Origin of the sequence: Bradyrhizobium sp. 41S5, from assembly GCF_011516665.3 — a bacterium.
GTDB classification, from domain to species: domain Bacteria; phylum Pseudomonadota; class Alphaproteobacteria; order Rhizobiales; family Xanthobacteraceae; genus Bradyrhizobium; species Bradyrhizobium quebecense.
This window is the reverse complement of sequence record NZ_CP083721.1, coordinates 3,873,416-3,899,831: the sequence shown is the minus strand read 5'-3', so window position 1 is coordinate 3,899,831 and position 26,416 is coordinate 3,873,416. Positions and strand designations below refer to the sequence as shown.

The window sequence follows — 26,416 nt, the reverse complement described above, 5'->3', positions numbered from 1 at the left end:
GTGGTAGAGCCACGCAGCGCACTTCTTGTTCATGCCAACGGTCATGAAGCCACCGGGCTTAGAACCTATCGAGGCCTGAAACGCAAGCATCCGAATCGCAATACCTTCGATAGCGTAACAATCTGCAGTGTATATTTCTCGACCCGGTTAGCGCCTTGATTCCACGCGCGGACTTGCTCAACAAGGCGATTGCCGTTGTCGACGAGTTCAAGAACCAGGCCGCGGCAGCAAACTGCGAACCACCATCGCCTTGCCCGCTCGCCGTGATAGATACCACACCGCGCGAATTGCCCGATCGAGGACAATCATATGACTGAATCGACCCCAACCCGCCCCAAGCTTGCCGAAACCGTCATCGAGCCGACGGTCAAGCTGCGGGAGGTCAAGGTCGGCCGTTGCTGCGAAGTCCTCGGCGACACCGCGATCGAATACACCGAGCTCGGCGATTATTCCTACCTCGGCAGCGGCTGCATCGTCGCCGACGCACAGATCGGCCGGTTCTGCGCGATCGCAGCCCAGGTTCGGATCGGCGCGCCCAATCATCCGGTCGAGCGCCCCTCGCAGCACCGCTTCACTTACTGCCCTGAATACTACTCGGCCTCCGCCGAGCGCGATCATGGCTTCTTCAACGATCGGCGCGCCGACCGCGTCGTGATCGGCAATGACGTCTGGATCGGCCATGGCGTGATCGTGCTGCCCGGCGTCACCGTCGGAGACGGCGCGGTGCTCGCGGCCGGTGCAGTGGTCTCGCGCGATGTCGCGCCCTACACCATCGTTGGCGGCGTGCCGGCCCGGCCGATCAAGGAGCGGTTTAACCGCAAGATCGCGGCCGAGCTGTCGCAGATCGCCTGGTGGAACTGGCCTCCCGAAACCATCTGGGAGCGCTTGGGCGAATTCCAGTCCGGCGACGTCGAGGCGTTCTGCGCGCGGTGGAAAACGTGAGCTAACTCCGCAACCCCGGCGCTTCCTGCCCGGTGCGGGCGACGTATTCGGTGTAGCCGCCGCCATATTGGTGGATGCCGTCAGGCGTCAGCTCGAGCACGCGGTTGGAGAGCGCGGCAAGGAAGTGCCGGTCGTGGGACACGAACAGCATGGTGCCCTCGAACTCCGAGAGGGCTGATATCAGCATTTCCTTGGTGGCGAGATCGAGATGGTTGGTCGGCTCGTCCAGCACCAGGAAGTTCGGCGGATCGAACAGCATCTTGGCCATGACGAGCCGGGCCTTCTCGCCGCCCGAGAGCACCCGGCACTTCTTCTCGACATCGTCGCCCGAGAAGCCGAAGCAGCCGGCGAGCGCGCGCAACGAGCCCTGCCCGGCTTGCGGAAATGCGTCCTCCAGCGACTGGAACACGGTGCGCTCGCCGTCGAGCAGGTCCATCGCGTGCTGGGCGAAATAGCCCATCTTGACGCTGCCGCCGACCGCGACCGCGCCGTCGTCGGGCTCGGTTGAACCGGCAACCAGCTTCAGCAGCGTCGACTTGCCGGCGCCGTTGATGCCCATCACGCACCAGCGCTCCTTGCGGCGGATCATGAAGTCGAGCCCGTCATAGATGCGCTTGCTGCCGTAGGCCTTGTGGACGTTCTTCAGGCTGACGACGTCCTCGCCCGAACGCGGCGCCGGCTGGAATTCGAACGCCACGGTCTGGCGCCGCCGCGGCGGCTCGACCCGCTCGATCTTGTCCAGCTTCTTGACCCGGCTCTGCACTTGAGCTGCGTGCGAGGCGCGCGCCTTGAAACGCTCGATGAACTTGATCTCCTTGGCGAGCATCGCCTGCTGCCGCTCGAACTGGGCCTGCTGCTGCTTGTCGGAGAGCGCGCGCTGCTGTTCGTAGAACTCGTAATTGCCGGAATAGGTGGTGAGCTGGCCGCCGTCGATCTCGACCACCTTGTTGATGATGCGGTTGATGAACTCGCGATCATGCGAGGTCATCAGCAGCGCGCCCTCATAGCCCTTCAGAAACTGCTCCAGCCAGATCAGGCTTTCAAGATCGAGATGGTTGCTCGGCTCGTCGAGCAGCATGACGTCGGGACGCATCAGAAGAATACGCGCGAGCGCGACGCGCATCTTCCAGCCGCCGGAGAGTTTGCCGACGTCGCCGTCCATCATCTCCTGGCTGAAGCCGAGACCGGACAGCGCCTCGCGTGCGCGGCCGTCGAGCGCGTAGCCATCGAGCTCCTCGAACTGGTGCTGGACCTCGCCATAGCGTGCGATGATGTCGTCCATCTCATCGGCCTTGTCGGGGTCGGCCATCGCGGCCTCGAGTTCCCTGAGCTCGGCTGCCACGACGCTGACGGGGCCTGCCCCATCCATCACCTCGGCGACTGCGCTGCGGCCGGACATTTCGCCGACATCCTGGCTGAAATAGCCAATCGAGATGCCGCGATCGAGCGAGACCTGGCCCTCGTCGGGGATTTCCCGGCCCGAGATCATCCGGAACAGCGTGGTCTTGCCGGCGCCGTTCGGGCCGACAAGGCCGATCTTCTCGCCCTTCTGGAGCGCCGCGGAGGCTTCGATGAAGAGGATCTGGTGGCCGACTTGCTTGGAGACGTTATCGAGGCGGATCATGCTCAAATACTGGGAACTGAGGGTTTGCGGCCTCTTATTCGATCTGGGACGTGGGTGGAAGCCCAATCCTTAGGGTTTCGCGCCGTGCTTTACGCATGCCACGAACGTTGCCGATCGAATATGACATGAAATACTTCAGCGATCGGTTCTGGGGCGTCACATGCAAGTCTGGTTTCTCTATCTGCTCGCGCTCGGCGCCGGCATCGCCGTGGCTGTTCAACAGGTCCTGAACGGCAATCTCCGGTCCGCCCTGAACTCGCCGGCTTGGGCCGGGCTCATCAGCTATCTCGGCGGTCTCGTGACAATGGCGGTCGTGCTGGTCGCGACGCGGGAGCCGGTGCCGTCCTGGAAACTGGTATCGGCTGTGCCATGGTGGGCCTGGAGCGGCGGCATCCTCGGCGGCGTCTTCATCCTGTTGATGATCCTGCTGCTGCCGTCGCTCGGCGCCGCAACCTTGCTGGCGCTGGTGGTCGCGGGTCAGATGACCGCGGGCATCGCGATGGACCATTTCGGCGTGTTCGGGCTGGCGCAGCATCCGGTATCGATTTCACGACTGGCCGGCATCGCGCTGATCATCGGCGGCGTGCTCCTGATCAAGGATTGAGAGCGAGTCCAGCCTGCCTTGTTTGAGCGTGCTCTACGCGCGGCGCATCAACCGCAAGATGGCCGACAGGCGAAGGCTGCGCTTGCCGGCGAGAGCGATGCGTTCAAGCTCAGCGCCGTCCTCGCAGCAGCTCCCCGCGAAACCGATACCGACCTCGTAGCCGCCGAACACCGGGTACTCGCCCTTCGCCGACGTATGCTCCTGGTTGACGATCTCGCCGCGCCAGCGGCCATTCGCGGACGAATACGAGCCGAGATAATAGAAGAACGCATCGCCGCCGAGGATGCGGCCGTCCATCAGCAGCATCACCCCGGTGAGGCCGGCATCGACGCCGTCGAGCGCGCGGAGATGGATGGAATAGAGCCCGTTGACGATGCCACCTTGCCCGACCTCCCCTCGCGGCGGCAGGGCCTCATCGTCGAGCGGCGCCAAATTCGCCCAGAACACGCCGTCAGGCATCGCGTCCGCCCGCCCCTCGAGCAGGATGGTCGAGCCTTCGGTTCGGCCGCGGATCTTGATGGCGGCGACGTCGGCGCCCATCAGCGGCTTGAAGCTGGGATCGTCATTGTGACGCTCGGTGATCACGTCGCCGGCGATCTCGCCATTCGTCACCCGATAGGTACCGAGATGGGCGAAGCCTGAATTGCCTCCCATCATCTTGCCGTCGTGCAAGCACATGATGCTGCGGCAGAATGCGCCGTTGATGCCGTACTCGACCTTGTAAAGTCCGTTGAGCACGTAAAATTCCAATAAATAAAATTGATTCTGTTCGCGAGATAGCACCGGGCCAAAGCCCGCACCATTGGGTCTTTTGGCGCAGGGCAAGTCCCGCAATGTCCGGCTGTGGACACCAGGTGATTCGTCGCTTAGCTGTAGGCATCGCCCGCGTTGTGCTGCGTCGCGCGGGGGCCTCTCACTTCTCTACTCTCCAGTTCATTGCGTCCAAGCATTTGCGCATCCCATCAATGGTCGCGCGGCGACACCCGGCCGCGACGTTGGCGCGAGGCTTCGAGGAGCATCAGATGATCAATCGCTTTCGCCTGGCCGCCGCGCTGGCATTGCTGCTCGGCAGCGGTAGCGCGGCGCTGGCCCAATCGCTGCCCGACTACATGGCGCCGATCGCGGGCAAGACCGCCTCCACGCCGGCCGATGTCGCGACCAAGGACGTGCTTGCGCTCAACACTGGCATGTTCGAGCTCTATGGCGATGCGGCGCGGATCTTCCAGAAGAACATCCTCGACAAGCATCCGGTGATCCTCGGCCTGTTCTCCGGTGCTGGCGGCCGCCTGATCCTGTACCGGCCGGGCAAGCCGCCGACCGAAGCGCCGCAGGTGCCGGTCGTCTATCAGCTGCTCAAATCGGTCGGCCACAGCACGATGGCGCTGGCTGAGGTGGTCGGCCCCTATGTCAACAATCCCGACGACAAGGCGTGGCGCGGCTCGATGCTAGCCTATCGCAGCCGGATGCAATCGGCGCTCGACGGGCTCGACGCCGCGCCAATGCAGGCGGACTGGCGCGACAACAACCGCGCCATCCTCAAGAACAACATCGCCTTCATGGATGAATGCCTCACCGCCGGCGCGATCCCCTTCGCGACGCTCGAAGCTTTCGGCAAGAAGCAGGCGCCGCTGCTCGCCAGGAACGTCGCCTGGGCCGCGCAGACCCAGGTCGCGCACTGGATGACCGTCATGGCCGACTGGAAGACCCAGCTCGGCGCCGACTGGGACAAGACCTATGGCGCGAGCAACACGATCTACGTCGCGCGGCAGAACAACGTGATCTTCAGCGTGCTGGCGCAGTTCTTCGGGCCTGACGCCATCAACAGCCGCCTGATGCTGATCGAGACGATCTCCTTCACCACCACGCCGTCGGACATGCTGGAGTCGCTGACCCGGATCATCGCCGACCGCTCGGTGGGCGCGCTGTTCTTCGGCAGCTACCATTTGATGGACTATGAACTCATGGGCGGCGACGCGCGCGAGGCGATCATCGCCGAGACCAAGAAACGCGGCATGACGACCTTCCTGCCGCCGCTGGTGCCGTTCGGTTCCAAGCAATGGCCGACCCTGATCACCCCGGGTCCGGGACCGGCCACCATCGCCGACCTCAAGTGAGGCCAGATCTGCAAGTGAGAAGGCTACGACCTATTGCGGCATTGCGATTGCGCTCGCTTTGCCGCAACACTGCAGCGTGTATTTTGCCAATTCATAAACCGCGGCGTGATACGCCACCGAAGCGTTGATGAGAGATCAGACCATGCGGCCCTCGCGACGCGACTTCGTGAAGTGGTTGTCGGCAGGCGGCATCTCGGTCAGCCTGTCGCATCTCGCGCTTGCGAAGGAACCGGCCTTCGCGACCCGCGAGACGCTTCCCGGGCGCGGCCATTTCAATCCGGTGGCCAAGGGCGCCGGCCGGGTCGACGGGGTGGCCAAGGTCACCGGCGCAAAGCTCTACGCCTCCGACTTTCGCGCCGTCGACATGCCGGGCTGGCCTGCGACCACCTCGCACGCCATCCTGGTCCGCGCCAACGACGCCACGCATGTCTATGCCGGCATGGACCTCGCCCGGCTCGATGGTCCGGCGAAGCCCTCGGTCGTCGTGACGTCGGCCGATCTCGACCGGATCGGCACGCGGGTGCCGGAGTTCTATACCGGCGATCTGTTCTGCCCGGTCGGCACGACACCGCTCTATCTCGGGCAGCCGGTCGCGCTGCTGATCTTCGAGCAGTTCGACGCCTTCGACCGCGCACGCCTCGCGCTGCGCGATGTCGGCTTCGTCAAATTCGGCGACGAAACCGGTCCGGTGATCCTGCCGAACTACGGCGCCTATCGCTTCACCCGCGTCGCCGGCGCCACGCCTGAGGCGCCCGACGTCTATTCGCCGATCCAGGCCGGCTGGGTCTCGCCGAGCCGCATCCAGAACGCAGCGCTGCCGGTCTGGCTGCCGCTCGCCAAGGAGACCAAGGCTGACTACGCCAAGGCCGCAATCCATGGCGAAGCGATCCGCGCCCAGCTCGGCAAGGACGATCCGTCTCAGCTCGTGCTCGACCGCGAGTTCGAAACCCAGTCGGTCGACCCGATGTTCCTCGAGCCGGAAAGCGGGCTCGCCTGGTACAGCGACAACAGCGGCAATCTCGAACTGGTGCTCGGCGTGCAGTCGCCCTATGAGGCGACCGAGTCGATCGCCTTCATGCTCGGCAAGGCCCGCCCGCCCTTCCGCCCCTCGCACATCAACGCGCAGTTTGCCCATGTTGGCGGCGGCTTCGGCGGCCGCGACCACACGCCGTTCGTGCTGTACGTGGCGCTGGCGGCGATGTTCTTTCCGGGACGGCCGGTGCGGCTGGCGCACGATCGCTACCAGCAATTCCAGGGCGGCATCAAACGCCACCCGGTCAAGATGCGCTCGCGGATCGGCATCGATCGCAAGAGCGGCAAGATCACGGCATTCGCCGCAGACCATGTGCTCGACGGCGGCGGGCTCGCCAACTTCTCCGCCAACGTCGCGACCGTCGCCGCCACCGCGGCGATCGGCATCTACGACATCCCGAAGGTCGACGTCACCACCGTGGCGCTGCATTCGCGTGGCGTCACCGCGGGCTCGATGCGCGGCTACGGCACGCTACAGACCATGACCGCGCTGGAGGTGCTGATCGACGAGGCGGCGAGCGAGCTCAAGGTCGATCCGATCGCGTTCCGCCGCAACAACGCGCTGAAGCAGAACGGCCGGACCATGACCGGCAATCCCTACATCGTGTCGGTGCGCACGTCAGACATCCTCGACAAGCTCGAGAAGCATCCGATCTGGCAGCAGCGCGCCGCGTCCAAGCTGAAGGCATCGGAGGGACAGCTGGTCGGCACCGGGGTCGCCTGCGTCACCAAGGATTACGGCGCGGGCGCGGATTGCTCGCTCGGCCGGGTCGAGATCGATCCCGAGGGACGGATCGCGATCTTCTGCGATCACGTCGAGATGGGCAACGGCATCGGCACCGCGCTTGCCAACCGCGTTGCCGGCCATCTCGGCGCTGTCGCCGACGAGGTTGCCGTCTCCCGGGTCGACAGTTACGACGCGCTCGGGCTCATCACCTCGGGCGATCCCTACACGATGGATCAGAAGACCCAGGATATCGCCGAGAAAAATCCGCGCTGGGTCCCCGCCATCAGCTCGGCGACGAGTGCGTCGATCGGCGCCCATGTCGGCACGCATTCGTCGGCCGAGGCCGCCCGCGTCATCTTCCGCTTCGGCCTGTGGCCGGCCGCCCTCGAGCTCTGGCGCATCGGCAAGGCCGATCCGCGCGTACGGCAATGGGACAAAGCGCGCTGGAACGACGGCCAGCTCGTGCTCGATGATCTCGCGCCGCTGCCGCTGCCAACGCTTGCCGCGACCGCGTATGCGCGCGGCTTCGTCACCGGCGCGGTGGCGCACAGCTTCTCGCGCTGGGCCTGGTCGCGCGCGCGCTTCCCCCTGTCCGGCGAGCAATACCGCGCCGAGATCGACGCACTGGCGATCCGCCGCGGCCGCGGCCGGTTCGAGCGGATCGACCGCGTCAGCGTGAAATTCCCGCCGACCGACAACAACCGGATCGGCACCGCCTACACCTCGATGTGCGGCACGCTGGTCCGTGTCGAGATCGAACGCGCGACCGGCATCCTGCGGATCGCCAAGGCCTACAGCGTGTTCGAATGCGGCCAGGCGCTGGTGCCCGAGGTGGTGCTCGGCCAGTCGCATGGCGGTTTTGCGATGGGCGTCGGCTATGCGCTGCTCGAAACCCTGCCGCCATTCGAAGGCGGGCCCGGCAACGGGCAGTGGAATCTCGGCCAATACCTGATCGCGCGCGGCTCCGACCTGCCGCTGCACGATCTCGAGATCGAGATGCTGCCGCCATTGACGCCGGACGAACCGCCCAAGGGCATGGCCGAGGTGGTGATGATCCCGGTCGTGCCGGCGCTGCTCAACGCCATCAACGATGCGACCGGCCACCGCTTCCGCTCATTGCCGGTGACATCAAGCCTGCTCAAGGGAGCGCTTGCGTGACGACGCTCAACCTCACCATCAACGGCCGGAAGCACGGCCCGATCGAGGTCCGCGACGACCTCTCGATGAACGATTTCCTTCGGGAAATGCTCGGCATGACCGGTACCAAGTTCGGCTGCGGCGCCGCGCAATGCCTGAGCTGCGCGGTCATCATCGATAACCCCGACGGCACCAGCTACACCAGCCCGACCTGCGTGGTGCCGGCGGCCAATTTCGACGGCATGGCGATCCGTACCGTCGAGGGCCACGCCAAGGACGGCGAACTCTCCGCGTTGCAACGCGCCTTCATCGACCACTTCGCGTTCCAGTGCGGCTATTGCACAGCCGGCTTCCTCAACGAGGGCCAGGTGCTGCTCGAACGGCTGGCGAAGACGCCGGTGGCGCGGGACCAGCTCGAGACAATCATCGCCGAAGCGCTCGATGGCCATCTGTGCCGCTGCACCGGCTACATCAAGTATCATCAGGCGGTGCGTGACGTGATCCTCGCCGATGCCAAACGCTATCTGACGGCCAACAAGTGAGCCCGCGAGCGATGACATCGGAAACGCGGTTTCGGATCGTTGCAGTGCTGACGGCACTCGCGACCAGCCTGTGTGCCGGCTACGCGGCGTCGGAGAGCGCGAGCCACGCCCTCGCCTCGCCGGAAAGCTTTGCCGGGATCGAGAATGTCGAGCAGCGCTCGGCGGCGATCTTCACCGAGCTCGGCAAGGTGCTCACCCATCCGCGCTGCACCAATTGCCATCCCGCCGGCGACAGCCCGCGGCAGGGCGACATCAGCCGTATGCACCAGCCACCGGTCACGCGCGGCGCCGACGGCCATGGCACCAGCGCGATGCGCTGCTCGATCTGCCACCAGCACGCCAATTTCGATCCCGGGCGCGTGCCGGGCCACCCGGAATGGCATCTCGCGCCGCACGAGATGGCGTGGGCCGGCAAGACCATCGGCGAGATCTGCGAGCAAATCCGCGATCCCGCGCGCAATGGCGGCCGCAAAGTCGAGGATCTGATCGAGCATATCGGCAAGGACACGCTGGTCGGCTGGGCCTGGCATCCCGGCTTCGGCCGCTCGCCGGCACCCGGCACGCAAGCAGAGGCCGGCGCCTTGGTCGAGGCCTGGGTGAAGACCGGCGCCGCCTGCCCGGCGCCCTAGCGGCACACGCTTAGTGGCGCTTGAAGTACTGTACGTCGCGCTCGTGCTTTTCCGCCGCCGCGCGTGACTTGAAGGTACCGAGATTGCGGCGCTTGCCGGTCTTCGGATTGACCTTGCGGGAATACAGCCGGTACTCGCCGGAACGCAGCTTGCGGATCATGACATCGCCTCGCCAACGCCTTGTGCATATCAACGACATGCAAGCGCGAGCGTTCCTAGAGCTTCGGTTCTGAGTGAATCAGAACCGAAGCTCTAGATTCTTGTTTGACGCGTTTTCTTCACGCGAACCGGTGTCCACTTCGCTCGAAAACGCTCTAGAAGCAGAGATTGGTCACGGCATTGCCGCGCTTGTCCTTGATCACGTACGGGCAGCGAGCGCGCTCCAGCGCCTTCTTGGCGTCCTCATCGCCGAGCGCCGCCGCCCGTTCGTAATAGGCTTTTGCCGCATCGCTATCCTTCGGACCGCCGCGGCCGGCTTGCGCGAAGGCGCCCAACCGCTCCAGCGCGCCGGGATGGTTCTGCGCAGCAGCCTTCTCGAACAACGCCCGCGCGCCGGCATCGTCCTGCGCGCCGCCCCTGCCTTCGGCCAGCATCATGCCGAGCTGGTACTGCGCCTCCGCATTGGTCTCGGCCGACTTGGTGAGCAATTCGCGCGCACGCGCCGGGTCGGACGCCACGCTGCCGCCGAGGGCGGCGAGATTGCTGACGCCGCGCGCGTTGCCGGCCTGCGCCGCCCGCTCGAACAGTTTGCGCGCCTGCGCTTCGTCCCTGGCGACGCCGGTGCCATTGCCGTAGAGCACGCCGAGCTCGACCATCGCCGACGTCGAGCCCTTGTCGGCCGCCTTGCGCCAGGCCGACATTGCTTCCGCGGTTTGCCGGTTGGCGGCATAGGCACGGCCGAGCTCGTACATCGCGCGGCGCGACGATTTTGCCGCAACCCCACAATATTTGATCGCGGTCGCGATATCCGCCGACGCGATTTCGGGCACGCCCTTCGCGTCGGCCGGCTTGTCGGGATCGGTGGGATCGGCGGCGAGCCGGTCGCACAGCACGAGGTCGGCCGATTGCGCGTGGGCCAGCACAGGCGCGGCCAGCGCCACGGCAAGGACGATTGCATGGAGTGTTCTGAACATGACCGGCAGGTTGCGTCGCGGTGCGGGCAAATTCAAGGCTCAAGCCCGGTCTCGCGAAGCACCGGCGCGACATCGGCCGACGCCAGGTAACGCAGCAGATGATCGGCGGCCGCTGCGCGCTTTGAAGCGACCGTGCGGCCCGCGGAAAACACCGCCGGCGTCTGCAAACCTAAGGGAATTGGCCCGACGACCTCGATACCGTCGATCTGCTTCAACTCGCTGATCTGCTGGATCGCAAGCTCGGCTTCGCCTGTGACGAGCCGCTCCGCAGTGAAGCCTACCGGAATGATCACCGCACGGGCGTTGATCGCCTCGGCAATGCCGAGACGCGCGATCAGCCGCGCGAACTGGATGCCGCTGGCGCCGAGCCGCGAATAGGCCACCGCCCGCGCGCCGAGCAGCGTCGCACGCAATGCGGCTTCGCTCGCTATGTCGGGATGCGCAGCACCCGCCCTCACGGCGACGCCGACATAGGAGCGCGCGAGATCGACAGCACTTTCCCGCGCAACGCGGCCTTCGCCGGTCATCTCGTCGATGCCCTCGCGGGTCAGGATCACGAGATCGGCGCGCTCGCCGCCGCGCATGCGCTCGAGCAGCGCCAGCGTCGGCGCGAAGTCGGCGTCGATCCGGACACCACTTGCGGCCTGGTAGGCCGCGGCAAGGCGCGCGACCGCCCCCTTCAGCGCCAGTGTCGAGAGCACGCGAACCGAATTGTCCATCCCGCTTACGCCCGCCGCATCAGCTTGAGCGCGGCCGTGAGGCGGAGGCTGCGCTTGCCGGCAAGCGCCGTCGCTTCGAGCACGGCACCCTCCGCGTCGCAGGTACCGGCAAAGCCGATGCCGACCTCATGGCCGCCGAAGACCGGGTTCTCGCTCATCGCCGAGGTGTGCTCCTGATTGAGGATCTGCCCCTTCCAGCGGCCTTTCTCGGAGGTGTAGGTGCCGAGATAGTAGAAGAACGCATCGCCACCGAGGATGCGGCCGTTGTTCAGCAGCATCACGCCGGTGAGGTTGCCGTCGACACCGTCAAGCAGCTGGATGTGGATCGAATAGAGCCCGTTGACGATGCCGCCCTCGCCGACGCCGCCTGCGATCGGCACTTCGCCCTCGGCGATCGGCGTCATCACCGACTGGAACGGCACGCCGGGCAATTCCTTGAGCTCGCCCTTGAAGCAGTACAACTCGCCGTCCGGCCCACCCTTGGCGAGCAGCGTCGCATCATCGGTGCCGGCCATCGCACGATAGTTCGGATCGGGGTTGTGGCGGACGGTCTGGATCTCGACCGCGACCTCGTCGCCGGCTTTCTGGTAGGTGCCGATATGGGCGAAGGCCGAGTTGCCGCCGAGCATCTTGCCGCCGCCGACATACATCACGCTGCGGCCGACGGCGCCGCCCAGTTCGAACCGGACCTTGTAAAACCCTTCAAACAAGCGCCGTGTCCCCGGCAGCCAAGATATGACCGTTGTCTAGCGCGGTTCATAACCCAGTGAAACCGCTTTCGGCGGCAAGCCCGCCGCAAAGACTGTCGTTAAAAAGCAAAGGTCCGCCAAGGCAGTCGCCCTGGCGGACCCGATTGCCGTACCGGATGGCTCCATCCGGGTCCGACAGCTGCTAGGTCGCGGCTATTAAGCCGCAGCCATTTAAGCCGCAGCCTTGGCGCCGGTCGGCACCTCGGAGATCGTCTTCAGAATCTGCGAAGCGATCTGGTAGGGGTCGCCTTGCGAGTTCGGACGGCGGTCTTCCAGATAGCCCTTGTAGCCGTTGTTGACGAAGGAGTGCGGCACGCGGATCGAGGCACCACGGTCAGCCACGCCATAGCTGAACTTGTTCCACGGCGCGGTCTCGTGCTTACCGGTCAGACGCTTGTCGTTGTCCGGGCCGTAGACGGCGATGTGGTCCATCAGGTTCTTGTCGAAGGCCTTCATCAGGCTCTCGAAGTACTCCTTGCCGCCGACTTCGCGCATGTACTTGGTCGAGAAGTTGGCGTGCATGCCCGAGCCGTTCCAGTCGGTGTCGCCGAGCGGCTTGCAATGGAATTCGATATCGATGCCGTAGCTCTCGGTGAGGCGCAGCATCAGATAGCGGGCCATCCACATCTGGTCAGCGGCGGTCTTGGAGCCCTTGCCGAAGATCTGGAATTCCCACTGGCCCTTCGCCACTTCGGCGTTGATGCCTTCGTGGTTGATGCCGGCGGCGAGGCAGAGATTGAGATGCTCTTCGACGATCTTGCGGGCGACGCTGCCGACGTTCTTGTAGCCGACGCCGGTGTAGTACGGGCCCTGCGGCGCCGGATAACCCTCTTCCGGGAAGCCGAGCGGACGGCCGTCCTTGTAGAAGAAGTATTCCTGCTCGAAGCCGAACCAGGCGCCTTCGTCATCCAGAACGGTGGCGCGCTTGTTCGAGACATGCGGTGTCTTGCCGTCGGGCATCATGACTTCGCACATCACCAGCACGCCGTTCTCGCGCGCGGCGTCGGGATAGCAGGCGACCGGCTTCAGCACGCAGTCAGAGCTGTGGCCTTCAGCCTGCTGGGTGGACGAACCGTCAAAGCCCCACAGCGGGAGCTGTTCGAGGGTCGGGAACGACGCGAATTCCTTGATCTGCGTCTTACCGCGCAGGCTCGGCGTCGGCGTATATCCGTCGAGCCAGATATACTCCAGCTTGTACTTGGTCATTGAACCTCTCTGTTGATGATGCAAAACCGTGAGGAACCGAAAGCCAGTCGGCCGCCGCACGCGTACCCGGCCACCATCGGCCGGCTCTTTCTAAGCAATTAAAATGCCAGTCGCTGCACTGCGGCACCCGCCGGCCTCGCGGATGTCCACAGCGGAGATCGCGTTTTTAGCTGCGACAAAGCAGCGCAGCTGGCATGCGTCATGGTCAGCCAAAATCTTCTCTCAGCGCCCTCCGCCGCTCGTTTCTGCAGCAAATTCAGCTACGGCGTCCGCCGCCGATTAATGCGGCGGCAGCGCCATGTGACAGTTCGTGTCCAACTATCGGGCGCTGAGCAACCATCGGCTCGGCCCAAGCGTTGGTCAGCTGCATCCTGCCTCGCAGGATGCAAACCGGGATTTGCACACGAATTAGACAGCAAATGACTGTTTCTTGGTCAACTTGCACCCTACCGGACCCGGACCGATATCAAAATGACGGTAACGACACGCGAATGAGTCGGGCGCACCATGGAGGCTCGCTCCGGCCATAGGAGACTTTGACATGATCACGACGGGCCAAAATCAGGGATCGGCAACGATCTATCAATTTCCGTCAGGGGGCCGCGCGGCTCTCGGCGGACGCCGCTACGGCGAGGTGCGGACGGCGCGCGAGCTGGCCGCTGAGGTCGCGACCTCGGCCTGCAGCGAGAGCTGGTACCATCAGGCGGCCATCGACGATGCCAAACCGAGCCGCGACCACTGATGCCGACGCAACGGAGAGGCGTGACGCAAAAACGTCAGACAGCAGCAGGGCAGTAAGAGAGGGTCGAAACGAAGCGTTTCGGCCCTTTTTTCATGCCAGCTCGCAGGCCGTCATCGGCCGCTTGGCGTGCCGGAGCCTGGCAAGTCCGACCCGGGTGATCTCAAGCGTGACACCGCTGCCTCTGTAGCGCGTGCCCGTCAGCGACAGACGCTTCGTCAGTGTCACCGCCTTGCCGTCGAGTTGCAGATGCGCGCGGGTGTCCCCGTTGAAGAACGCGGCAATGAACTGCGTGCCGTCGGCACAGTGATAATTGCGGAAGGCGGATTGCGCCGGCGCCGCCGAGGAACCAAAAATCTCGAAAAGAATTGCGCCGACGAGAATGGCACCTCCGCGATAAGTCATATTCTCCCCCGAGAGGCCGGTTATAGACCTGTCTGCGCCGATACTCCTGCGCCAGGATTTCTGTGGCAGGATTCCCTGCGCCAGGATTCCTGCGCCAAGACCTCATCAGCTGCAACAGGCCCGCCCGATGTCAGAAGCACCTGCCCGTCACCTCAACCTCGCCGGCGCCAGCAATTTTCGCGATCTGGGCGGCTACCAGACGCGTGACGGTCGGACGGTGCGCTGGCGGCAGATCTTCCGCTCCAACCATCTTGCCCATCTCACCGAGCAGGACGTCACCGTGGTGCGCGGCCTCGGCGTCAAGAGCGCATTCGACTTCCGCGGCGTTGCCGAGCGCGCCGAAGCGCTGTGCGGCATGAACGACGTTACCGTGCATTCACTCCCCGTCGAGCCGACGGTGGTTGCTTCGCTGCGAGCGATCGCCAGCAAACGTCAGCTCCTGGAAGCCGACGCGATCGATGTGATGCGGGATTCCTACCGCGGCTATGTGCGGGACAACACGCCGCGCTATCGCACGCTGTTCGCCCATCTGCTCGAGGACCGTGCTCCGCTAGTGATCCACTGCACCGCAGGCAAAGATCGCACCGGCTTTGCCTGCGCGCTGATCCTGCACGCGCTCGGCGTGTCCGATCAGGTGATCGCGGACGACTATCTCCTGACCAACCAGTTCTATAAGCGCGACCCGGCCCACAGCACCGAACTGCCCGATGACGTCAAGCAGGTGCTCGGCACCGTACGCGCGGCGTTTCTGGAGGCGGCGTTCGAAGCGATCGATGCCGACTATGGCGGCCTCGACGGCTATTTCCGCGAAGGCCTCGGGCTCGGCCAGGCCGAGCGCAAGGCGCTTGAAGGCCGCTATCTGCAGGCCTGATCAATTTACGCGACGCGTTTTCGAGCGAAGCCTGTCCCGCACGTGATGCGGGATGGACACCGGTTCGCGTGAAGAAAACGCGGCCAAACTGAAAAAAGCTCAGGCCGCCGCGGCCTCGAGCTCAAGCTCCGCGTCGAGATCGGCGATCACATCCTCGAACGCCGAGATCGCCTGCTGGATCGCCGCGATCTGCATCAGCTCCCAGCTGCCCACTGGTCCGTTGCGGTTTTGCAGCGCCACCACGAGATCGCGCCGCTGCTCCTTAAGCTGAACGAGCGGTAAACCGTGATCCGGAAGATTTCCCATTCGCATTCCCCTGCCTTGATCGGAGTTCCGCTTCTAAGCAAAGGGTTCTGAAAACGACTTACAGAAGTGCCGCAAATTTTATCGAACCGGCCCACCTCCGTAGTCTTACGTAGTCAAGACGACGTGCTCGCGCTGCGTGCCACCGCATCGTTGATCGCACCGAGCAACGCCTGCGTGACACAATCGGTCGCCCACTCGCTCGTATGGAGATGCTCCTGTGCGCCGTCGTCCAGTTCGGAGAGCGGAATTCCGGCAGCGACCCATTGCTTCATCAGCGCAAAGCGGCGGAACAGGTTGACTTTCCTGCTTGCAGAGACGTCGGCGATCATTGGCATGAACTGGTTGGCGAGCTTGAGTACGTCTGGCGTGCCGATGATTGCCTGGGTGTATTGCGAATCCATCACCACGACGTCCAGCGGCAGGCCGGCGAGCACATCGAGTCCTGCCTCGAATGTCGCTTGCACCTGATCGAAGTTGTAGTTCCTGTACACGGCGTTGGTGCCGACCTGCCAAATCACCATCACCGGTGCTTCAGCGATGACATCGGACTCGATGCGCGAGAACTCTTCCGGCGCCTCTTGCCCACCAATCCCTCGGTTGACGATATCGATCATCCGGCCGAAGGACTGCTTCTGGCTTCGCCATAAGATCTCCAGCCGTGGTGGAAATGGGAGAATTTTGTCGGCTCCCGCGGTCGACGATGATCCGAGGGCAACGATCTTGACCTTCCGGTCGCGCTTGAGCGCCTGCGCAAGATGCGGCAATCCGTAGCTGAACTTGACGAGTTCGAGATGGGTTTCGCACGGTCTTGGTGTCGACATCGCAAACATCCTTGAGGCGAATGAATTGAGGAATGCGCGCAGTAGGAGACGAAATTGGCAGCATTGCAAATGAAATGCGCCTGATCATAGTGGGCAGCAACCTGTTGCTGATACGGAGACCGCCATGAACGGAAAAGCCATCGTCATCACAGGCGCGCTTGGCGCGCTTGGCAAGGTGGTCGCGGAAGAGGCCCTGGCGCGCGGCGCGCGCGTTGCCGGCATCGATCATGCGGCCTCGCAGCTTGCCGCGACGGCCGATCGTATCGAGCTCGGGAATGTCGACCTCACCGACACCGCGCAGGCGACGGCTGCGATCGACAAGGCGGCGGCGCATTTCGGCCGGCTCGACGGACTGATCAACATCGCCGGCGGCTTCACCTTCGAGGCGGTGAGCGACGGCGATCCCGCGACCTGGCAGCGCATGTACGCGATGAACGTGATGACCGCCTTCAACACGTCACGCGCGGCCATTCCGCACCTCATCAAATCGGGCGCCGGACGGATCATCAATATCGGGGCGCTCGGCGCCCTGCAGGCGGCGTCCGGCATGGGCCCCTACGCTGCTTCCAAGGCCGGCGTGCACCGCCTCACCGAGTCGCTCGCCGCCGAACTCAAGGGCAAGGTCACGGTCAATGCGGTGCTGCCCTCGATCATCGACACCGCCGCCAATCGCGGCGCGATGCCGAAGGCCGACATTTCGAAATGGGTGACGCCGAAGGAACTCGCCGACGTCATCCTGTTCCTCGCCAGCGACGCCGCAAGCGCCGTCACCGGCGCGCTGCTGCCGGTGAACGGGAGGGTTTAGTCGGCAACTAAAAGCCGCAGCTTCGACCTGAAGCGAATGCTCTGCTTGCCGGCCAGCGCCATGCCGTCGCCCTCGGCGGTCTCGTCGGTGTAGGTGCCGGTAAAACCGATGGTGACCACCTTGCGTTCCCACACCGGGCGCTCGCCATAGGTCGGCGAATGCTCCTCGTTGGTGACCTCGCCCTTCCACTTGCCGTCGGCCGCAGTGTAGCTGCCATAGGCGAAGAAGAACGAGTCGCCGCCGCGCATCTGGCCGTCGCGTAGCACCATGACGCCCTGGTTGCCGCCAGAGACGCCATCAAGAAATTCGACGGTGATGTGATAGAGGCCGTTCCGGATCATGAAAATGGTCGCGCCTTGTCCCGGCCCAACAATAGCCGCCCGGCCGCGCTTTGGGCAAATTCCATCGGGCTCAGTGGGCGCAATTCCGCGCTATGCTGGCACCTGAGTCGCGGCCGGGTGCCGCAGGAGCCTGCCTGTTGGAAACCGCGCTTTATCTGCCCGTCAAACGCTTCCTCGAAAAGCTCGGCTTCACGGTGAAGGGCGAGATCGGCGGCTGCGACCTTGTGGCGCTGAGCGGCGGTGATCCGCCTGTCGTCGTGATCGGCGAACTGAAGCTCGCCTTCAATCTCGAACTGATCCTGCAGGCGGTCGATCGCGTCGCCGCCGCCGATGAGGTGTGGATCGCGGCCAAGGTGTCGGCCCGCGGCAAGGGCCGCGAGAGCGATGCGCGCTATCGCAATCTGTGCCGGCGGCTCGGCTTCGGCATGCTCGGCGTCACCGACCGCGGCGACGTCGAGGTGCTGGTGCCGCCGCCGACTGCGGCACCGCGCCGCAATCCGAAGAAGCGCTCGCGCCTGATCACCGAGCACCGGAAGCGCAAGGGCGATCCAGCCATGGGCGGATCGACGCGCGCGCCGATCATGACCGCCTACCGGCAGCAGGCGCTGGCCTGCGCCTGTGCGCTGTCGGATGGGCCCCGGCGGGTGCGCGACCTCCGCGCCGAGATTCCTGACGCCGGCAAGATCCTGCAGAATAATGTCTACGGCTGGTTCGATCGCGCGGAGCGCGGTATCTATGTCCTGACCGATGCAGGCCGTGCCGCGCTGAAGCGCTGGCCGCAGCAACCGATCAATGCGTCTGGGGCGGAAGCCGCCCCGTAACGGACTGGGGGAGATCGTGATTGTCGTCACCGGCAGCGTCACCGCTCGCTCCGACTCGTTCGACGAGGTGCGTCGGCTGAGCCTCGAACATGTCCATCGCTCGCGCACCGAGCCCGGCTGCATCTCGCATGCGGTCCAGATCGACTGCGAGAATCCGCTCAGGCTGGTGTTTTTCGAGCAATGGGCCGACCGCGCCGCGCTGGCGGCGCATTTCGCGGTCCCCGCCTCGCGGGATTTCGTCCGCTCCCTGCAATCCCTTGCGGCCGCAGCGACCACCATCGAACTTTATGACGCTCAGAAGATTGAGCAACTCTAGCTGCATGGCTGGATTGCCATCTCATATTCATATTGCAATGCAACATTGGGGACCTTACGTATCTCCCGCGATTCAAAGATGAGGCGGCGATGAGCGGAGACTGGAATACCAAGTATGGCACCCGGCGCGTGCGGCATGATCCGCCGACGCTGGAGGAGGCAATCTTCGCCGCCATCGGCATCACCGATGACGTGGAGGCCCAGGCCGAGATCGCGTCGTCGCTGATGGGGCTCCCCTATGAAGAGGTGCTGGCCGAGGTGAAGAAGACCGCGCGCGTCAGCGCCCGCACCGGCACGGCAACCCGCGTGATCGCCGGCGAACAGGGCGCGCAGCGCTCGGTCGTGGTCGAGCGCCGCGTGGTCCGCCGTCTCGCGCCCGCCAAGCGCACCGGCACCTGAAATACAACATCCGGTTACTCAAAGAAAAAGGGCAATCCGCTGAACGGATTGCCCTTTTTAGGTTTGATCTGAGATTCTTATTGGACGCGTTTCTTTCACGCGAACCGGTGTCCGCTTCGCTTGGACACGCTATCGGCTCAGGCGGCCCGGCCCCAGCCGGACATCTGCATCACCATTCGCCAATAGGCGCGGTTCATGTCGACGATCGCGCGCGCGGCCTCGACCGGCGTAACTGGCGCAGCGACCGGCGCCGGTTCAGGCTGGTTCTGTTCGGTCAGGTCGATGCTGCCGGTGGACTCACCGTGACGGAAGCTCAGCTGCGCACCGAACTTGGTGGCGAGCGCACGCATCGCGTCGTTCTGCGCGCCGGTGGTGATGCGCAGGCTGCTGTAGCCCTTGGCATGCGCCTCGGCGATCAGCTTGCGGAACAGCGTGCTGCCGACGCCCCTGCGCCGCACCGACCGCTCCACGCTGAAGGCGATTTCCGGCTGTATATCCGGCGACTGCTCCGGCGGATGCAGCTCGGCCGCGCCGCGGACCACGCCATCCTCGAAATAGGCGATGATGACCGTGCCATCGTTGACGCAACGCTCGGCATAGCGGCGGATGAAACTGTCGTCGATGAAGCCATGAAAACGATCATGGCGGCTGGTACGATCCAGTCGCAACAGGTGATCGCGCAGCAGAGGAAGCTCCTCCTGCTGGCTCAACGTCCGCACGGTGCCCTTGGCGGACGTCGGACGAATGGAATCATAGTTCATTTCATAACTCCTCTTGGTAGCCCTCGAGGAGGCGTCGAATCCCTAGCAGTCGCTATATTGTGCGCTGCACCATATAATTCAAGTGCGCAGATTCATTTAAATAAACAATGCTGTGACTGGTAAATCATATCATTGCCTCATCATAATACCAGCTGCGTTTGCGTGACGACGGCAACCAGCTTGCCGTCCTCGGTTTCCAGCCTGGTCTGCCAGACTTGGGTCCGCCGGCCCCGATGGACCGGGGTCGCCGTTGCGATTACGGTGGTCCCCTCCTTCGCCCCGCCGATGAAGTTGGTCTTGCTCTCCAGCGTCGTGGTGCCCTTGGCGTCCTCAGGCAGGTTGATCACGGTGGCGGCGGCACCGACCGAGTCCGCGAAGGCCATCACCGCGCCGCCGTGGATGGTGTTGCGGAGGGTGCAGAGGTCCGGCCGCACCAGCATTTTCGCGACCACGCGATCCTGGCCGGCCTCGGTGAAGGTGACGCCCTTCAGTTCCGCAAACGGCATCTTCATCGACTGGATCTTTTCGAGCGGCGTCATGGGCACTCCCTGCTTGTGCGGGCTTCTTCGAGATTGGTGCCGGCATGATGGATTGGCTCATCGGGCCGGGCAATGACCTCCGAGGTAATGGTACGGATGACGCTCATGGCCGTCGTGACAATCGCTGGCGAGTCTGCATACCGTTCTCGATGCGTGACTTCCCTCCCCGCCGGATCGTCTGCCTGACGGATGAGACGGCCGAGACGCTGTATCTGCTCGGCGAGCAGGACCGCATCGTCGGCGTCTCTGGCTATGCGGTGCGGCCACCGCAGGTCCGCCGCGAGAAGCCGCGTGTGTCGGCGTTCATCTCCGCCGACATCCCAAAGATCCTGGCACTCGATCCCGATCTGGTGCTCGCCTTCTCCGATCTGCAGGCCGACATCGTCGCCGATCTCGTGCGTGCCGGCGTCGCCGTCCACGTCTTCAACCAGCGCGACGTCGCCGGGATTCTCGCGATGATCCGCACTTTGGGTGCGATGGTCGGTGCGGCCGAGCGCGCCGGGCAACTCGCGCAAGGGCTCGAACAACGGCTGAACGCGATCGCGGCAACGGCGCGTCCGGCGCCGCGGCCAAAGGTCTATTTCGAGGAATGGGACGACCCGCTGATCAGCGGCATCGGCTGGGTGTCCGAGCTGATCGAGATCGCCGGCGGCGAGGACGCGCTACCGCATCTGCGGGTGCACAAGGCCGCCAAGGATCGCATCGTCACGCCCGACGCCGTGCGCGAGGCGATGCCCGACGTGATGCTGGCCTCCTGGTGCGGCAAGAAGGTCGTGCCCGACCGTATCCGCAAGCGCTGTGGCTGGAGCGACATTCCGGCTGTGCGCAACAACCGCATCGTCGAGATCAAGTCGCCGATCATCCTGCAGCCCGGCCCCGCTGCGTTGACCGATGGGCTCGATGAGATCTCGAAGGCGTTGTGGGCGGAGCGCGCGTGAATCTCTCCGCCGTCATTGCGAGGAGCGAAGCGACGAAGCAATCCATGTCTCCGCACGTGGTGAGATGGACTGCTTCGCTTCGCTCGCAATGACGCAAGCGGGGCAGCTACGCCTTCTCCACCCCGCACCATTCCGCGATGAACAGCGCGGTGGCCTTGGTCGACTTCCGCAGCGAGTCCAGCTCGACATATTCGTTGAAGCCGTGCATCGCCGCGCCACTGGCGCCGAAGCAGAGGCTCGGGATGTCGTAGTTCAGGCCGTAGAAGCGCGTATCCGTCAGCGCGGTGAAGGCGCGATCTTCCACCGCCCCGCCATAGACCGCCTGATGCGCCCTGGCGAAAGCGGCTTCCGGCGCCTCGGAGTTCACCAGTTCGTAGCCTTCCGACAGGAATCCCGACCATTCCACCTGCGGCGGATTGTTGGAGAGGAAGCGGTGATCGCGTGCCGCAGCCGAGACGCAGGCCAGAATCTCCTGCTGGCATTCGGCGATCGACCAGCCCGGCAGCACCGCGATGCGGCAGTCGACATCGCACCAGGCCGGCACGCTGGAGGCCCAGTCACCGCCCTTGATGATGCCCGGGTTGAAGTTGATCGGATGATTGACGTCCTTGAAATGGCGGTCGGCCTGGGCGCGCTCGTTCCAGGCGATCTCGAGCTTCTCCAGCGCATGCACCAGATGATACGCCGCCATGATCGCGTTCGAGCCTGCGCCGGCCTCGAACACATGCACCGGGAAGCCGCGCACCTTCAGGCGGAACCAGATCACGCCGACCTGCGAGCGGATCATCTTGCCGTTGGTCGGCTCCGGGATGAAGCAGGCATCGGCGCGGTAGCCGCGCTGCAAGGTCGAGAGCGCGCCGACGCCGGTGCTCTCCTCCTCGATCACGGACTGGAAGTGAATCCGCGCGGTCGGCTTGAGGCCGGCCTTCTTGATCGCATCCAGCGCGTAGAGCGCCGCAATCGTGCCGGACTTCATGTCGCAGGCACCGCGGCCATACATCCTGCCGTCCTTGATGACCGGCGAGAACGGCGGCGTCTCCCACATCTCGAGCGGACCGGTCGGCACCACGTCGCAGTGGCCCTGCAGGATCAGCGATTTGCCGGCATTGGTGGCCGGGCGGTAGGTGCCGACCACCGTGCGCGCCTTGGAGAAATCATGCTCGATCGGGCCGAAGCCGCGCAAATCCTTCAGCTCGTCGAGATTGATGTGCCAGTCGTCGACCTCATAGCCGCGCGCGCGCAGGAGATCGCCGATCATGTCCTGGCACGGCCCCTCGGCGCCGCGGGTCGAGGGGATCGCGACAAAGGCCTGCGTCGTCGCAAGCTGCGCATCGAATCCCTCGTCAACGGCAGCAAGGATTCGTTGTTGCGTCTCGGCAGTCATGCTTTGGCTCCATCGGGGAAATCAGAAAGGCGGGAGCCGCACCGTAACCCGATTTCACCCCTCCTTGTATTGCGCAAAATAGGCATCCCGCAATGCATCTTCGAGCAGACGGCCTTCCGAATAGCCATCGAGCGTTGTCGGCCGCGTTACGCCGTCAAGCAGCCGCGGGCACGGCTCGGGCGCGCCGAGCACGGTGCGCACCGGAATGCGCTCCGCATAGATCGGCAACTCGTAATCCTCATCGTCATCGGCGACGCCCTTGGCGCGCACCTTTGCCGAGGCCTCCTCGATCTCCATCGCGATGAACGAGGTCGCCTTGATCTCCTGCTTGTTGCTGGCGCGCAGGCTCGCGGTGCGTTCGGGGAAGAAGCGGTCGACCATCGCAACGATCGCTCGCTCCTTCTCGGCGGGATCGGTGACGAGGTAGGCGGTGCCGAACGCCATCACCGCGCGATAGTCGGCCGAATGGTTGAAGCCGCAACGCGCCAGCACCAGGCTGTCGAGATGAGCGACCGTCAGGCACACGCGCTGCCCTTCCGACTGGTTCTCCAGCATCCGGCTCGCGCTCGAGCCATGCCAATAGAGCTTGGTGCCCTTGCGCCAGAAGAAGGTCGGCGTGCAATAGGGCTGGCCGTCGATCACGTAGGAGACGTGGCACAGCATCGAGGCGTCCAGGATCTTGTGCACGGTAGCGTGGTCGTAGAAGCCGCGGTCATGGCGGCGCTTGACCCGGTTGCGGGACGACATGGGGTAGGACGGAGTGGACGCGCCTTCGGTCACGGCAGTGCCTTTCGAAATCTGAAATCTGTCCAGAGTTGTAGCGGCCCATTTGGTCTGCGATAGTGCCAATTCCATGCGAAAAATTCCGACCAATTCCCGCAAGCCCGCGGCGCGCAAGCCCGAGCTGCCGCTCGACCTCACCGGCCCGCACGTGACGGCGGCAGCGGCCTCGCAGCAGCGGCTCTATCAGGCGCTGTGCCACACCATCGTTGGCGGCCTCGTCAAGCCAGGCGAGCCGCTGCCGCCGTCGCGCGCGCTGGCCAAACAGACCGGGTTTCGCCGCAACGCGGTCACCACGGCCTATGAGCGGCTGATCGCCGACGGCTTTGCGGTTGCGACGACCGGCTCCGGCACCTTCGTCGCGCCGCGCATTCCGGCACAAGCCACTGCGCCCCGACACGCGAAGATCGAGATCGAGCCGCCGCAGCACAATGCGCTGTCGCTCGGCTGCACCCATATCGATGACCGCGCGCTGCAACGCTTCCGCGCCTTTGCTGGCCGCAGGCTGCGCGCCTTCGGCTCCGAGCATCTGCATTACGGCGATCCGCGCGGCAGCAGCGAGTTGCGTGCCGCGATATCAGACCATCTGCTGTCGGCGCGCGGGCTGCGCTGCGATCCCGACCAGATCATGCTGGCCTCGGGCACGCTGCATGCGCTGCGCATCGTGCTTGGCGCGATCCTCAAGCCTGGCGACCAGGTCTGGTGCGAGGACCCCGGCTATCCGGCCGCGCGGCGCGCGATCGAGCATTGCGGCTATCGCCCGGTGTCGGTGCCGGTCGACGGCTCAGGCATGCGCATCGACAGGGGACGCATATCCGCTCCCGCCGCGCGCGCCGCCTATGTCACTCCGTCGCACCAGTTTCCGCTCGGCGTGCAGATGTCGATGCCGCGCCGGCTCGAGCTGCTCGACTGGGCCAGGGACGCCGGCGCTTTCGTGTTCGAAGACGATTACGACAGCGAGTTCCGCTATGACGGCGCGCCGCTACTGTCGCTCGCCGGCATCGATCATCTGCGCCGCGTGATCTACATGGGCACGTTTGCAAAGACGCTGTTTCCGGGATTGCGGATCGGCTACTGCGCGCTGCCCGAAGCGTTGATCGGTCCGGTGACGGCGGCGCGTGCCGCGCTCGATCGCTTTCCTGGCACCTTGATGGAAGGCGCGGTCGCCGACATGCTGAACTCCGGCGCCTTCGCTGCGAACTTGCGCAAATCGCGCAAGCTCTATCGCGAGGCGCGCGACGTCCTGGCGTCGACACTCACGAATGCATCTGAGGGCGAGCTCACGGTTCCCGTGCCGTCGCAAGGCCTGCATCTCGTGGCGCGGCTCGATCCCGCGACCGATCCGCTGGTTGCCGCGCAGGCCAAGGCGGCTGCCGGCGTCGGCGGCTGGCTGCTCGCCGAGACCTATCATCGCGCGCGCCCACTGCCCGGCTTCGTGCTGGGATTTTCCGGTCATCCGGTTCCGCAACTCGTCGCGTCGGCGGAACAATTGGCGAAGACAACGCTGACTGCGCTGCGCGCGACGCGCAAGATATCCGTCAAGCCATCCGCCAGGCCGCAGCGCTCTAGGAGAATCGCAACCACCTGACTAAGGTCGCCCGCGTTCAGTCAGTGTCCGCCTACGGAGATACCGGATGCCCAATCGCAACGTCCTGTATCTCGTGATCGGCGCGCTGGTCATGATCGCAGGGATGCTCGGCTACAATCTGTATCAGGCAAAGAAGCAGCCCGAAGGATTGCAGATCAATGTCGGCCCCGATGGGGTCAAGATCCAGAACAAGTGAAGGAGGCTGCGATGCCGCGCATTGGATTGGTCGCGCTGGTCAGCGCCGCAGCACTTGTCGCGATCATTCATGCCGCCTCCGCACAGACCGTCATGCGCGAGGCTGACATCGTCGACCTCCGGGTCGGTCAGCGTGTCCTGGTCGATGACGGCTCCTGCCCGGCCGGGCAGATCAAGCAGGTGATCGGCGCCAAGCTGAGCCAGAACGGCGTGGTGCGGACCCAAAGCTGCGTGCCGCGCCTCGCCAAAAAGTAAAGCGCCCCGCTGTCGCGAGGCGCCTCGTCCATCATTGCATCGGTAACACGCCGCTTAGTTCGAGATCGGCTCGAACATGCATTGCAGCGTCGGCTTGGCGATCTTGGTGAAGGTCGGGCCAATCTCGTTTTGCTTGGACGGCGGCACCCAATCGGTCTCGATGGTCGGCACGCCGGTCTCGCTGATGCCACGCAGCAGCGCCTGGCGCAGATCTGGATCGTCCACCGTCGCGGCAGCATGGTCATGCAGGCAACCGCAGACGGCCTCGGGATGCGCCCAGCGCCCGAGCATATGCGGCGCGCACTGGCGCACGAACTCGTCGCGCGGTTCGGGCACGCGGTACAGCGACCGAATCTGTATCGAGTCGAGCGGAAGTTGCGATTGGGCCTGCGCGGAACCTGCCAAAAGGCTCATCAAGGCGAGCGATGCCAGGATCGCGGCGGAACGGATACGGAGCAACATGGGTAGCCTTTACCGGCAGTTCTGTTTGTTGCGTCGCGCTCAGTTGACCTGCGCCATCACCATCGGGGCCGAGGTGACCACCGGCGAGCCGTTGTAGGAGAAGGTGCCGATGCCGGGCAAACCATTGTCCGGGGTACCAGCCATCGACGAACCAGCCATCACGAAAGCGAATGCGAGGATCAGGCTCATGGTCCGCATCTGACAGTCTCCGTCATTCCTGGTCGGCGTCCGGCGCCGTTGTGTTGACGGATTGATAACGATCTGCCGTTTCGGGAGTTCTGCGGAACAAGCAGAAAATGGTTTCGTCGGCCGGCGAATTGTTTCGTGGGCGGGCAGCCCACGAAACATTGGCCGGAAAACACCAATGTTTTCAGTGAGAGTGCGACGCCCATGAGCGCGTTCAAAATTTCGCGCACCGGGCCGCCCGGCGGCTGCACTCTGCCCGCGGATTATGTGTGCAAATTGAGCGGGCTACCGCGCTTTCTTAACTTTCCTCTGCTGAGACAAGAAGCAATACAGCAAGTGCGGCGTGA

At 64.4% G+C, this 26,416-nt stretch carries 33 protein-coding genes; 16 read left to right on the top strand and 17 right to left on the bottom strand.

What is annotated here, in order from left to right:
- The first annotated feature begins 309 nt into the window (after positions 1-309).
- A complete protein-coding gene (locus HAP47_RS18525; protein WP_173643257.1) occupies positions 310-942 on the top strand; it encodes a DapH/DapD/GlmU-related protein in 633 nt (210 codons plus the stop codon).
- Position 943: 1 nt separating this feature from the next.
- Here HAP47_RS18525 and HAP47_RS18520 read toward each other — a convergent pair whose 3' ends face one another.
- A complete protein-coding gene (locus HAP47_RS18520; RefSeq protein ID WP_173643256.1) occupies positions 944-2,566 on the bottom strand; it encodes an ABC-F family ATP-binding cassette domain-containing protein in 1,623 nt (540 codons plus the stop codon).
- A 160-nt stretch (positions 2,567-2,726) separates the two neighbouring features.
- On the opposite strand from HAP47_RS18520, the gene HAP47_RS18515 reads away from it, so the two are divergent.
- Positions 2,727-3,170, top strand: a complete 444-nt coding sequence (locus HAP47_RS18515; protein ID WP_173643255.1) for a DMT family transporter — start codon at positions 2,727-2,729, stop codon at positions 3,168-3,170.
- A 33-nt stretch (positions 3,171-3,203) separates the two neighbouring features.
- On the opposite strand, the gene HAP47_RS18510 is transcribed toward HAP47_RS18515, so the two are convergent.
- Positions 3,204-3,908 (bottom strand): hypothetical protein, encoded by a 705-nt coding sequence (locus HAP47_RS18510; RefSeq protein WP_173643254.1) that lies wholly within the window; start codon positions 3,906-3,908, stop codon positions 3,204-3,206.
- Between the two features lie 284 nt (positions 3,909-4,192).
- Between HAP47_RS18510 and HAP47_RS18505 the strand changes: the two genes are divergently transcribed.
- The 4 genes from HAP47_RS18505 (at position 4,193) to HAP47_RS18490 (ending at position 9,351) form a co-directional block, all read left to right on the top strand.
- Positions 4,193-5,284 (top strand): hypothetical protein, encoded by a 1,092-nt coding sequence (locus tag HAP47_RS18505; RefSeq protein ID WP_173643253.1) that lies wholly within the window; start codon positions 4,193-4,195, stop codon positions 5,282-5,284.
- 142 nt (positions 5,285-5,426) lie between these two features.
- On the top strand, positions 5,427-8,201 hold the full coding sequence (locus HAP47_RS18500; protein WP_173643646.1) for a xanthine dehydrogenase family protein molybdopterin-binding subunit: 2,775 nt from the start codon (positions 5,427-5,429) through the stop codon (positions 8,199-8,201).
- Positions 8,198-8,722 carry a (2Fe-2S)-binding protein gene (locus tag HAP47_RS18495; RefSeq protein ID WP_092113576.1) on the top strand — a complete coding sequence of 175 codons (525 nt, stop codon included), beginning with the start codon at positions 8,198-8,200 and terminating at the stop codon, positions 8,720-8,722. The genes HAP47_RS18500 and HAP47_RS18495 overlap by 4 nt, the downstream gene beginning before the upstream one ends.
- Before the next feature lie 11 nt (positions 8,723-8,733).
- Positions 8,734-9,351: an Isoquinoline 1-oxidoreductase subunit gene (locus HAP47_RS18490; RefSeq protein WP_173643252.1), complete on the top strand. Its 618-nt coding sequence runs from the start codon at positions 8,734-8,736 to the stop codon at positions 9,349-9,351.
- Positions 9,352-9,361: 10 nt separating this feature from the next.
- On the opposite strand, the gene HAP47_RS18485 is transcribed toward HAP47_RS18490, so the two are convergent.
- From HAP47_RS18485 to HAP47_RS18465, 5 genes are all read right to left on the bottom strand, one after another.
- Positions 9,362-9,511 (bottom strand): hypothetical protein, encoded by a 150-nt coding sequence (locus tag HAP47_RS18485; RefSeq protein ID WP_016843021.1) that lies wholly within the window; start codon positions 9,509-9,511, stop codon positions 9,362-9,364.
- Between the two features lie 154 nt (positions 9,512-9,665).
- Positions 9,666-10,484 carry a tetratricopeptide repeat protein gene (locus tag HAP47_RS18480; RefSeq protein WP_173643251.1) on the bottom strand — a complete coding sequence of 273 codons (819 nt, stop codon included), beginning with the start codon at positions 10,482-10,484 and terminating at the stop codon, positions 9,666-9,668.
- Positions 10,485-10,516: 32 nt separating this feature from the next.
- Positions 10,517-11,203 carry a substrate-binding domain-containing protein gene (locus tag HAP47_RS18475; protein ID WP_173643250.1) on the bottom strand — a complete coding sequence of 229 codons (687 nt, stop codon included), beginning with the start codon at positions 11,201-11,203 and terminating at the stop codon, positions 10,517-10,519.
- 5 nt (positions 11,204-11,208) lie between these two features.
- Positions 11,209-11,913 carry a hypothetical protein gene (locus HAP47_RS18470; RefSeq protein WP_173643249.1) on the bottom strand — a complete coding sequence of 235 codons (705 nt, stop codon included), beginning with the start codon at positions 11,911-11,913 and terminating at the stop codon, positions 11,209-11,211.
- A gap of 210 nt (positions 11,914-12,123) precedes the next feature.
- Positions 12,124-13,158 (bottom strand): glutamine synthetase beta-grasp domain-containing protein, encoded by a 1,035-nt coding sequence (locus HAP47_RS18465; RefSeq protein WP_024581543.1) that lies wholly within the window; start codon positions 13,156-13,158, stop codon positions 12,124-12,126.
- Between the two features lie 541 nt (positions 13,159-13,699).
- Between HAP47_RS18465 and HAP47_RS18460 the strand changes: the two genes are divergently transcribed.
- Positions 13,700-13,900 (top strand): DUF2735 domain-containing protein, encoded by a 201-nt coding sequence (locus HAP47_RS18460; RefSeq protein WP_173643248.1) that lies wholly within the window; start codon positions 13,700-13,702, stop codon positions 13,898-13,900.
- 90 nt (positions 13,901-13,990) lie between these two features.
- Here the strand turns inward: HAP47_RS18460 and HAP47_RS18455 are convergent, their stop codons facing one another.
- The gene (locus tag HAP47_RS18455; protein WP_173643247.1) at positions 13,991-14,302 is read right to left on the bottom strand and encodes an MliC family protein; all 312 of its coding nucleotides are present in this window, start codon (positions 14,300-14,302) and stop codon (positions 13,991-13,993) included.
- Between the two features lie 127 nt (positions 14,303-14,429).
- Between HAP47_RS18455 and HAP47_RS18450 the strand changes: the two genes are divergently transcribed.
- Positions 14,430-15,173 carry a tyrosine-protein phosphatase gene (locus tag HAP47_RS18450; RefSeq protein WP_173643246.1) on the top strand — a complete coding sequence of 248 codons (744 nt, stop codon included), beginning with the start codon at positions 14,430-14,432 and terminating at the stop codon, positions 15,171-15,173.
- 99 nt (positions 15,174-15,272) lie between these two features.
- Here HAP47_RS18450 and HAP47_RS18445 read toward each other — a convergent pair whose 3' ends face one another.
- Both HAP47_RS18445 and HAP47_RS18440 read right to left on the bottom strand, forming a co-directional pair.
- The gene (locus HAP47_RS18445; RefSeq protein WP_038375209.1) at positions 15,273-15,479 is read right to left on the bottom strand and encodes a hypothetical protein; all 207 of its coding nucleotides are present in this window, start codon (positions 15,477-15,479) and stop codon (positions 15,273-15,275) included.
- 113 nt (positions 15,480-15,592) lie between these two features.
- Positions 15,593-16,300 carry an SGNH/GDSL hydrolase family protein gene (locus tag HAP47_RS18440; RefSeq protein WP_231168925.1) on the bottom strand — a complete coding sequence of 236 codons (708 nt, stop codon included), beginning with the start codon at positions 16,298-16,300 and terminating at the stop codon, positions 15,593-15,595.
- Between the two features lie 124 nt (positions 16,301-16,424).
- Here HAP47_RS18440 and fabG point away from each other — a divergent pair, with 124 nt between their 5' ends.
- Positions 16,425-17,105: a 3-oxoacyl-ACP reductase FabG gene (gene fabG, locus HAP47_RS18435; protein WP_173643245.1), complete on the top strand. Its 681-nt coding sequence runs from the start codon at positions 16,425-16,427 to the stop codon at positions 17,103-17,105.
- Here the strand turns inward: fabG and HAP47_RS18430 are convergent.
- Entirely contained in the window at positions 17,102-17,446 is a 345-nt protein-coding gene (locus HAP47_RS18430; RefSeq protein ID WP_173643244.1) for a GrlR family regulatory protein, read from the bottom strand. The genes fabG and HAP47_RS18430 overlap by 4 nt on opposite strands.
- Positions 17,447-17,583: 137 nt before the next feature.
- Between HAP47_RS18430 and HAP47_RS18425 the strand changes: the two genes are divergently transcribed.
- The 3 genes from HAP47_RS18425 to HAP47_RS18415 all read left to right on the top strand — a co-directional run bounded on the left by HAP47_RS18425 (position 17,584) and on the right by HAP47_RS18415 (position 18,981).
- The gene (locus tag HAP47_RS18425; RefSeq protein WP_173643243.1) at positions 17,584-18,267 is read left to right on the top strand and encodes a DUF2161 domain-containing phosphodiesterase; all 684 of its coding nucleotides are present in this window, start codon (positions 17,584-17,586) and stop codon (positions 18,265-18,267) included.
- Between the two features lie 16 nt (positions 18,268-18,283).
- Positions 18,284-18,583, top strand: a complete 300-nt coding sequence (locus tag HAP47_RS18420) for a putative quinol monooxygenase (protein WP_173643242.1) — start codon at positions 18,284-18,286, stop codon at positions 18,581-18,583.
- A gap of 89 nt (positions 18,584-18,672) precedes the next feature.
- Positions 18,673-18,981, top strand: a complete 309-nt coding sequence (locus tag HAP47_RS18415; protein ID WP_050401418.1) for a hypothetical protein — start codon at positions 18,673-18,675, stop codon at positions 18,979-18,981.
- Positions 18,982-19,118: 137 nt separating this feature from the next.
- On the opposite strand, the gene HAP47_RS18410 is transcribed toward HAP47_RS18415, so the two are convergent.
- Entirely contained in the window at positions 19,119-19,742 is a 624-nt protein-coding gene (locus HAP47_RS18410; protein WP_173643241.1) for a GNAT family N-acetyltransferase, read from the bottom strand.
- 140 nt (positions 19,743-19,882) lie between these two features.
- Positions 19,883-20,281 (bottom strand): PaaI family thioesterase, encoded by a 399-nt coding sequence (locus tag HAP47_RS18405; RefSeq protein WP_092113549.1) that lies wholly within the window; start codon positions 20,279-20,281, stop codon positions 19,883-19,885.
- Between the two features lie 149 nt (positions 20,282-20,430).
- Between HAP47_RS18405 and HAP47_RS18400 the strand changes: the two genes are divergently transcribed.
- Complete coding sequence (locus tag HAP47_RS18400) at positions 20,431-21,219, top strand: cobalamin-binding protein (protein WP_173643240.1); 789 nt, start codon at positions 20,431-20,433, stop codon at positions 21,217-21,219.
- Between the two features lie 106 nt (positions 21,220-21,325).
- Here HAP47_RS18400 and HAP47_RS18395 read toward each other — a convergent pair whose 3' ends face one another.
- Together HAP47_RS18395 and HAP47_RS18390 are read right to left on the bottom strand one after the other, a co-directional pair.
- Positions 21,326-22,603, bottom strand: coding sequence for an ArgE/DapE family deacylase (locus HAP47_RS18395; RefSeq protein WP_173643239.1), 1,278 nt, complete (start codon positions 22,601-22,603; stop codon positions 21,326-21,328).
- Positions 22,604-22,657: 54 nt separating this feature from the next.
- Entirely contained in the window at positions 22,658-23,350 is a 693-nt protein-coding gene (locus HAP47_RS18390; protein WP_371821817.1) for a pyridoxamine 5'-phosphate oxidase family protein, read from the bottom strand.
- Between the two features lie 106 nt (positions 23,351-23,456).
- On the opposite strand from HAP47_RS18390, the gene pdxR reads away from it, so the two are divergent.
- From pdxR to HAP47_RS18375, 3 genes are read left to right on the top strand one after another with little or no spacing between them, the layout of a single operon-like run.
- Positions 23,457-24,971, top strand: coding sequence for a MocR-like pyridoxine biosynthesis transcription factor PdxR (gene pdxR / locus HAP47_RS18385; protein WP_173643237.1), 1,515 nt, complete (start codon positions 23,457-23,459; stop codon positions 24,969-24,971).
- Positions 24,972-25,017: 46 nt separating this feature from the next.
- A complete protein-coding gene (locus tag HAP47_RS18380) occupies positions 25,018-25,167 on the top strand; it encodes a hypothetical protein (protein ID WP_173643236.1) in 150 nt (49 codons plus the stop codon).
- A gap of 11 nt (positions 25,168-25,178) precedes the next feature.
- Entirely contained in the window at positions 25,179-25,421 is a 243-nt protein-coding gene (locus HAP47_RS18375; RefSeq protein ID WP_173643235.1) for a DUF6719 family protein, read from the top strand.
- Positions 25,422-25,475: 54 nt separating this feature from the next.
- Here the strand turns inward: HAP47_RS18375 and HAP47_RS18370 are convergent, their stop codons facing one another.
- Entirely contained in the window at positions 25,476-25,883 is a 408-nt protein-coding gene (locus HAP47_RS18370) for a hypothetical protein (RefSeq protein ID WP_173643234.1), read from the bottom strand.
- A 39-nt stretch (positions 25,884-25,922) separates the two neighbouring features.
- On the bottom strand, positions 25,923-26,081 hold the full coding sequence (locus tag HAP47_RS18365) for a hypothetical protein (RefSeq protein WP_173643233.1): 159 nt from the start codon (positions 26,079-26,081) through the stop codon (positions 25,923-25,925).
- Positions 26,082-26,416 lie beyond the last annotated feature (335 nt).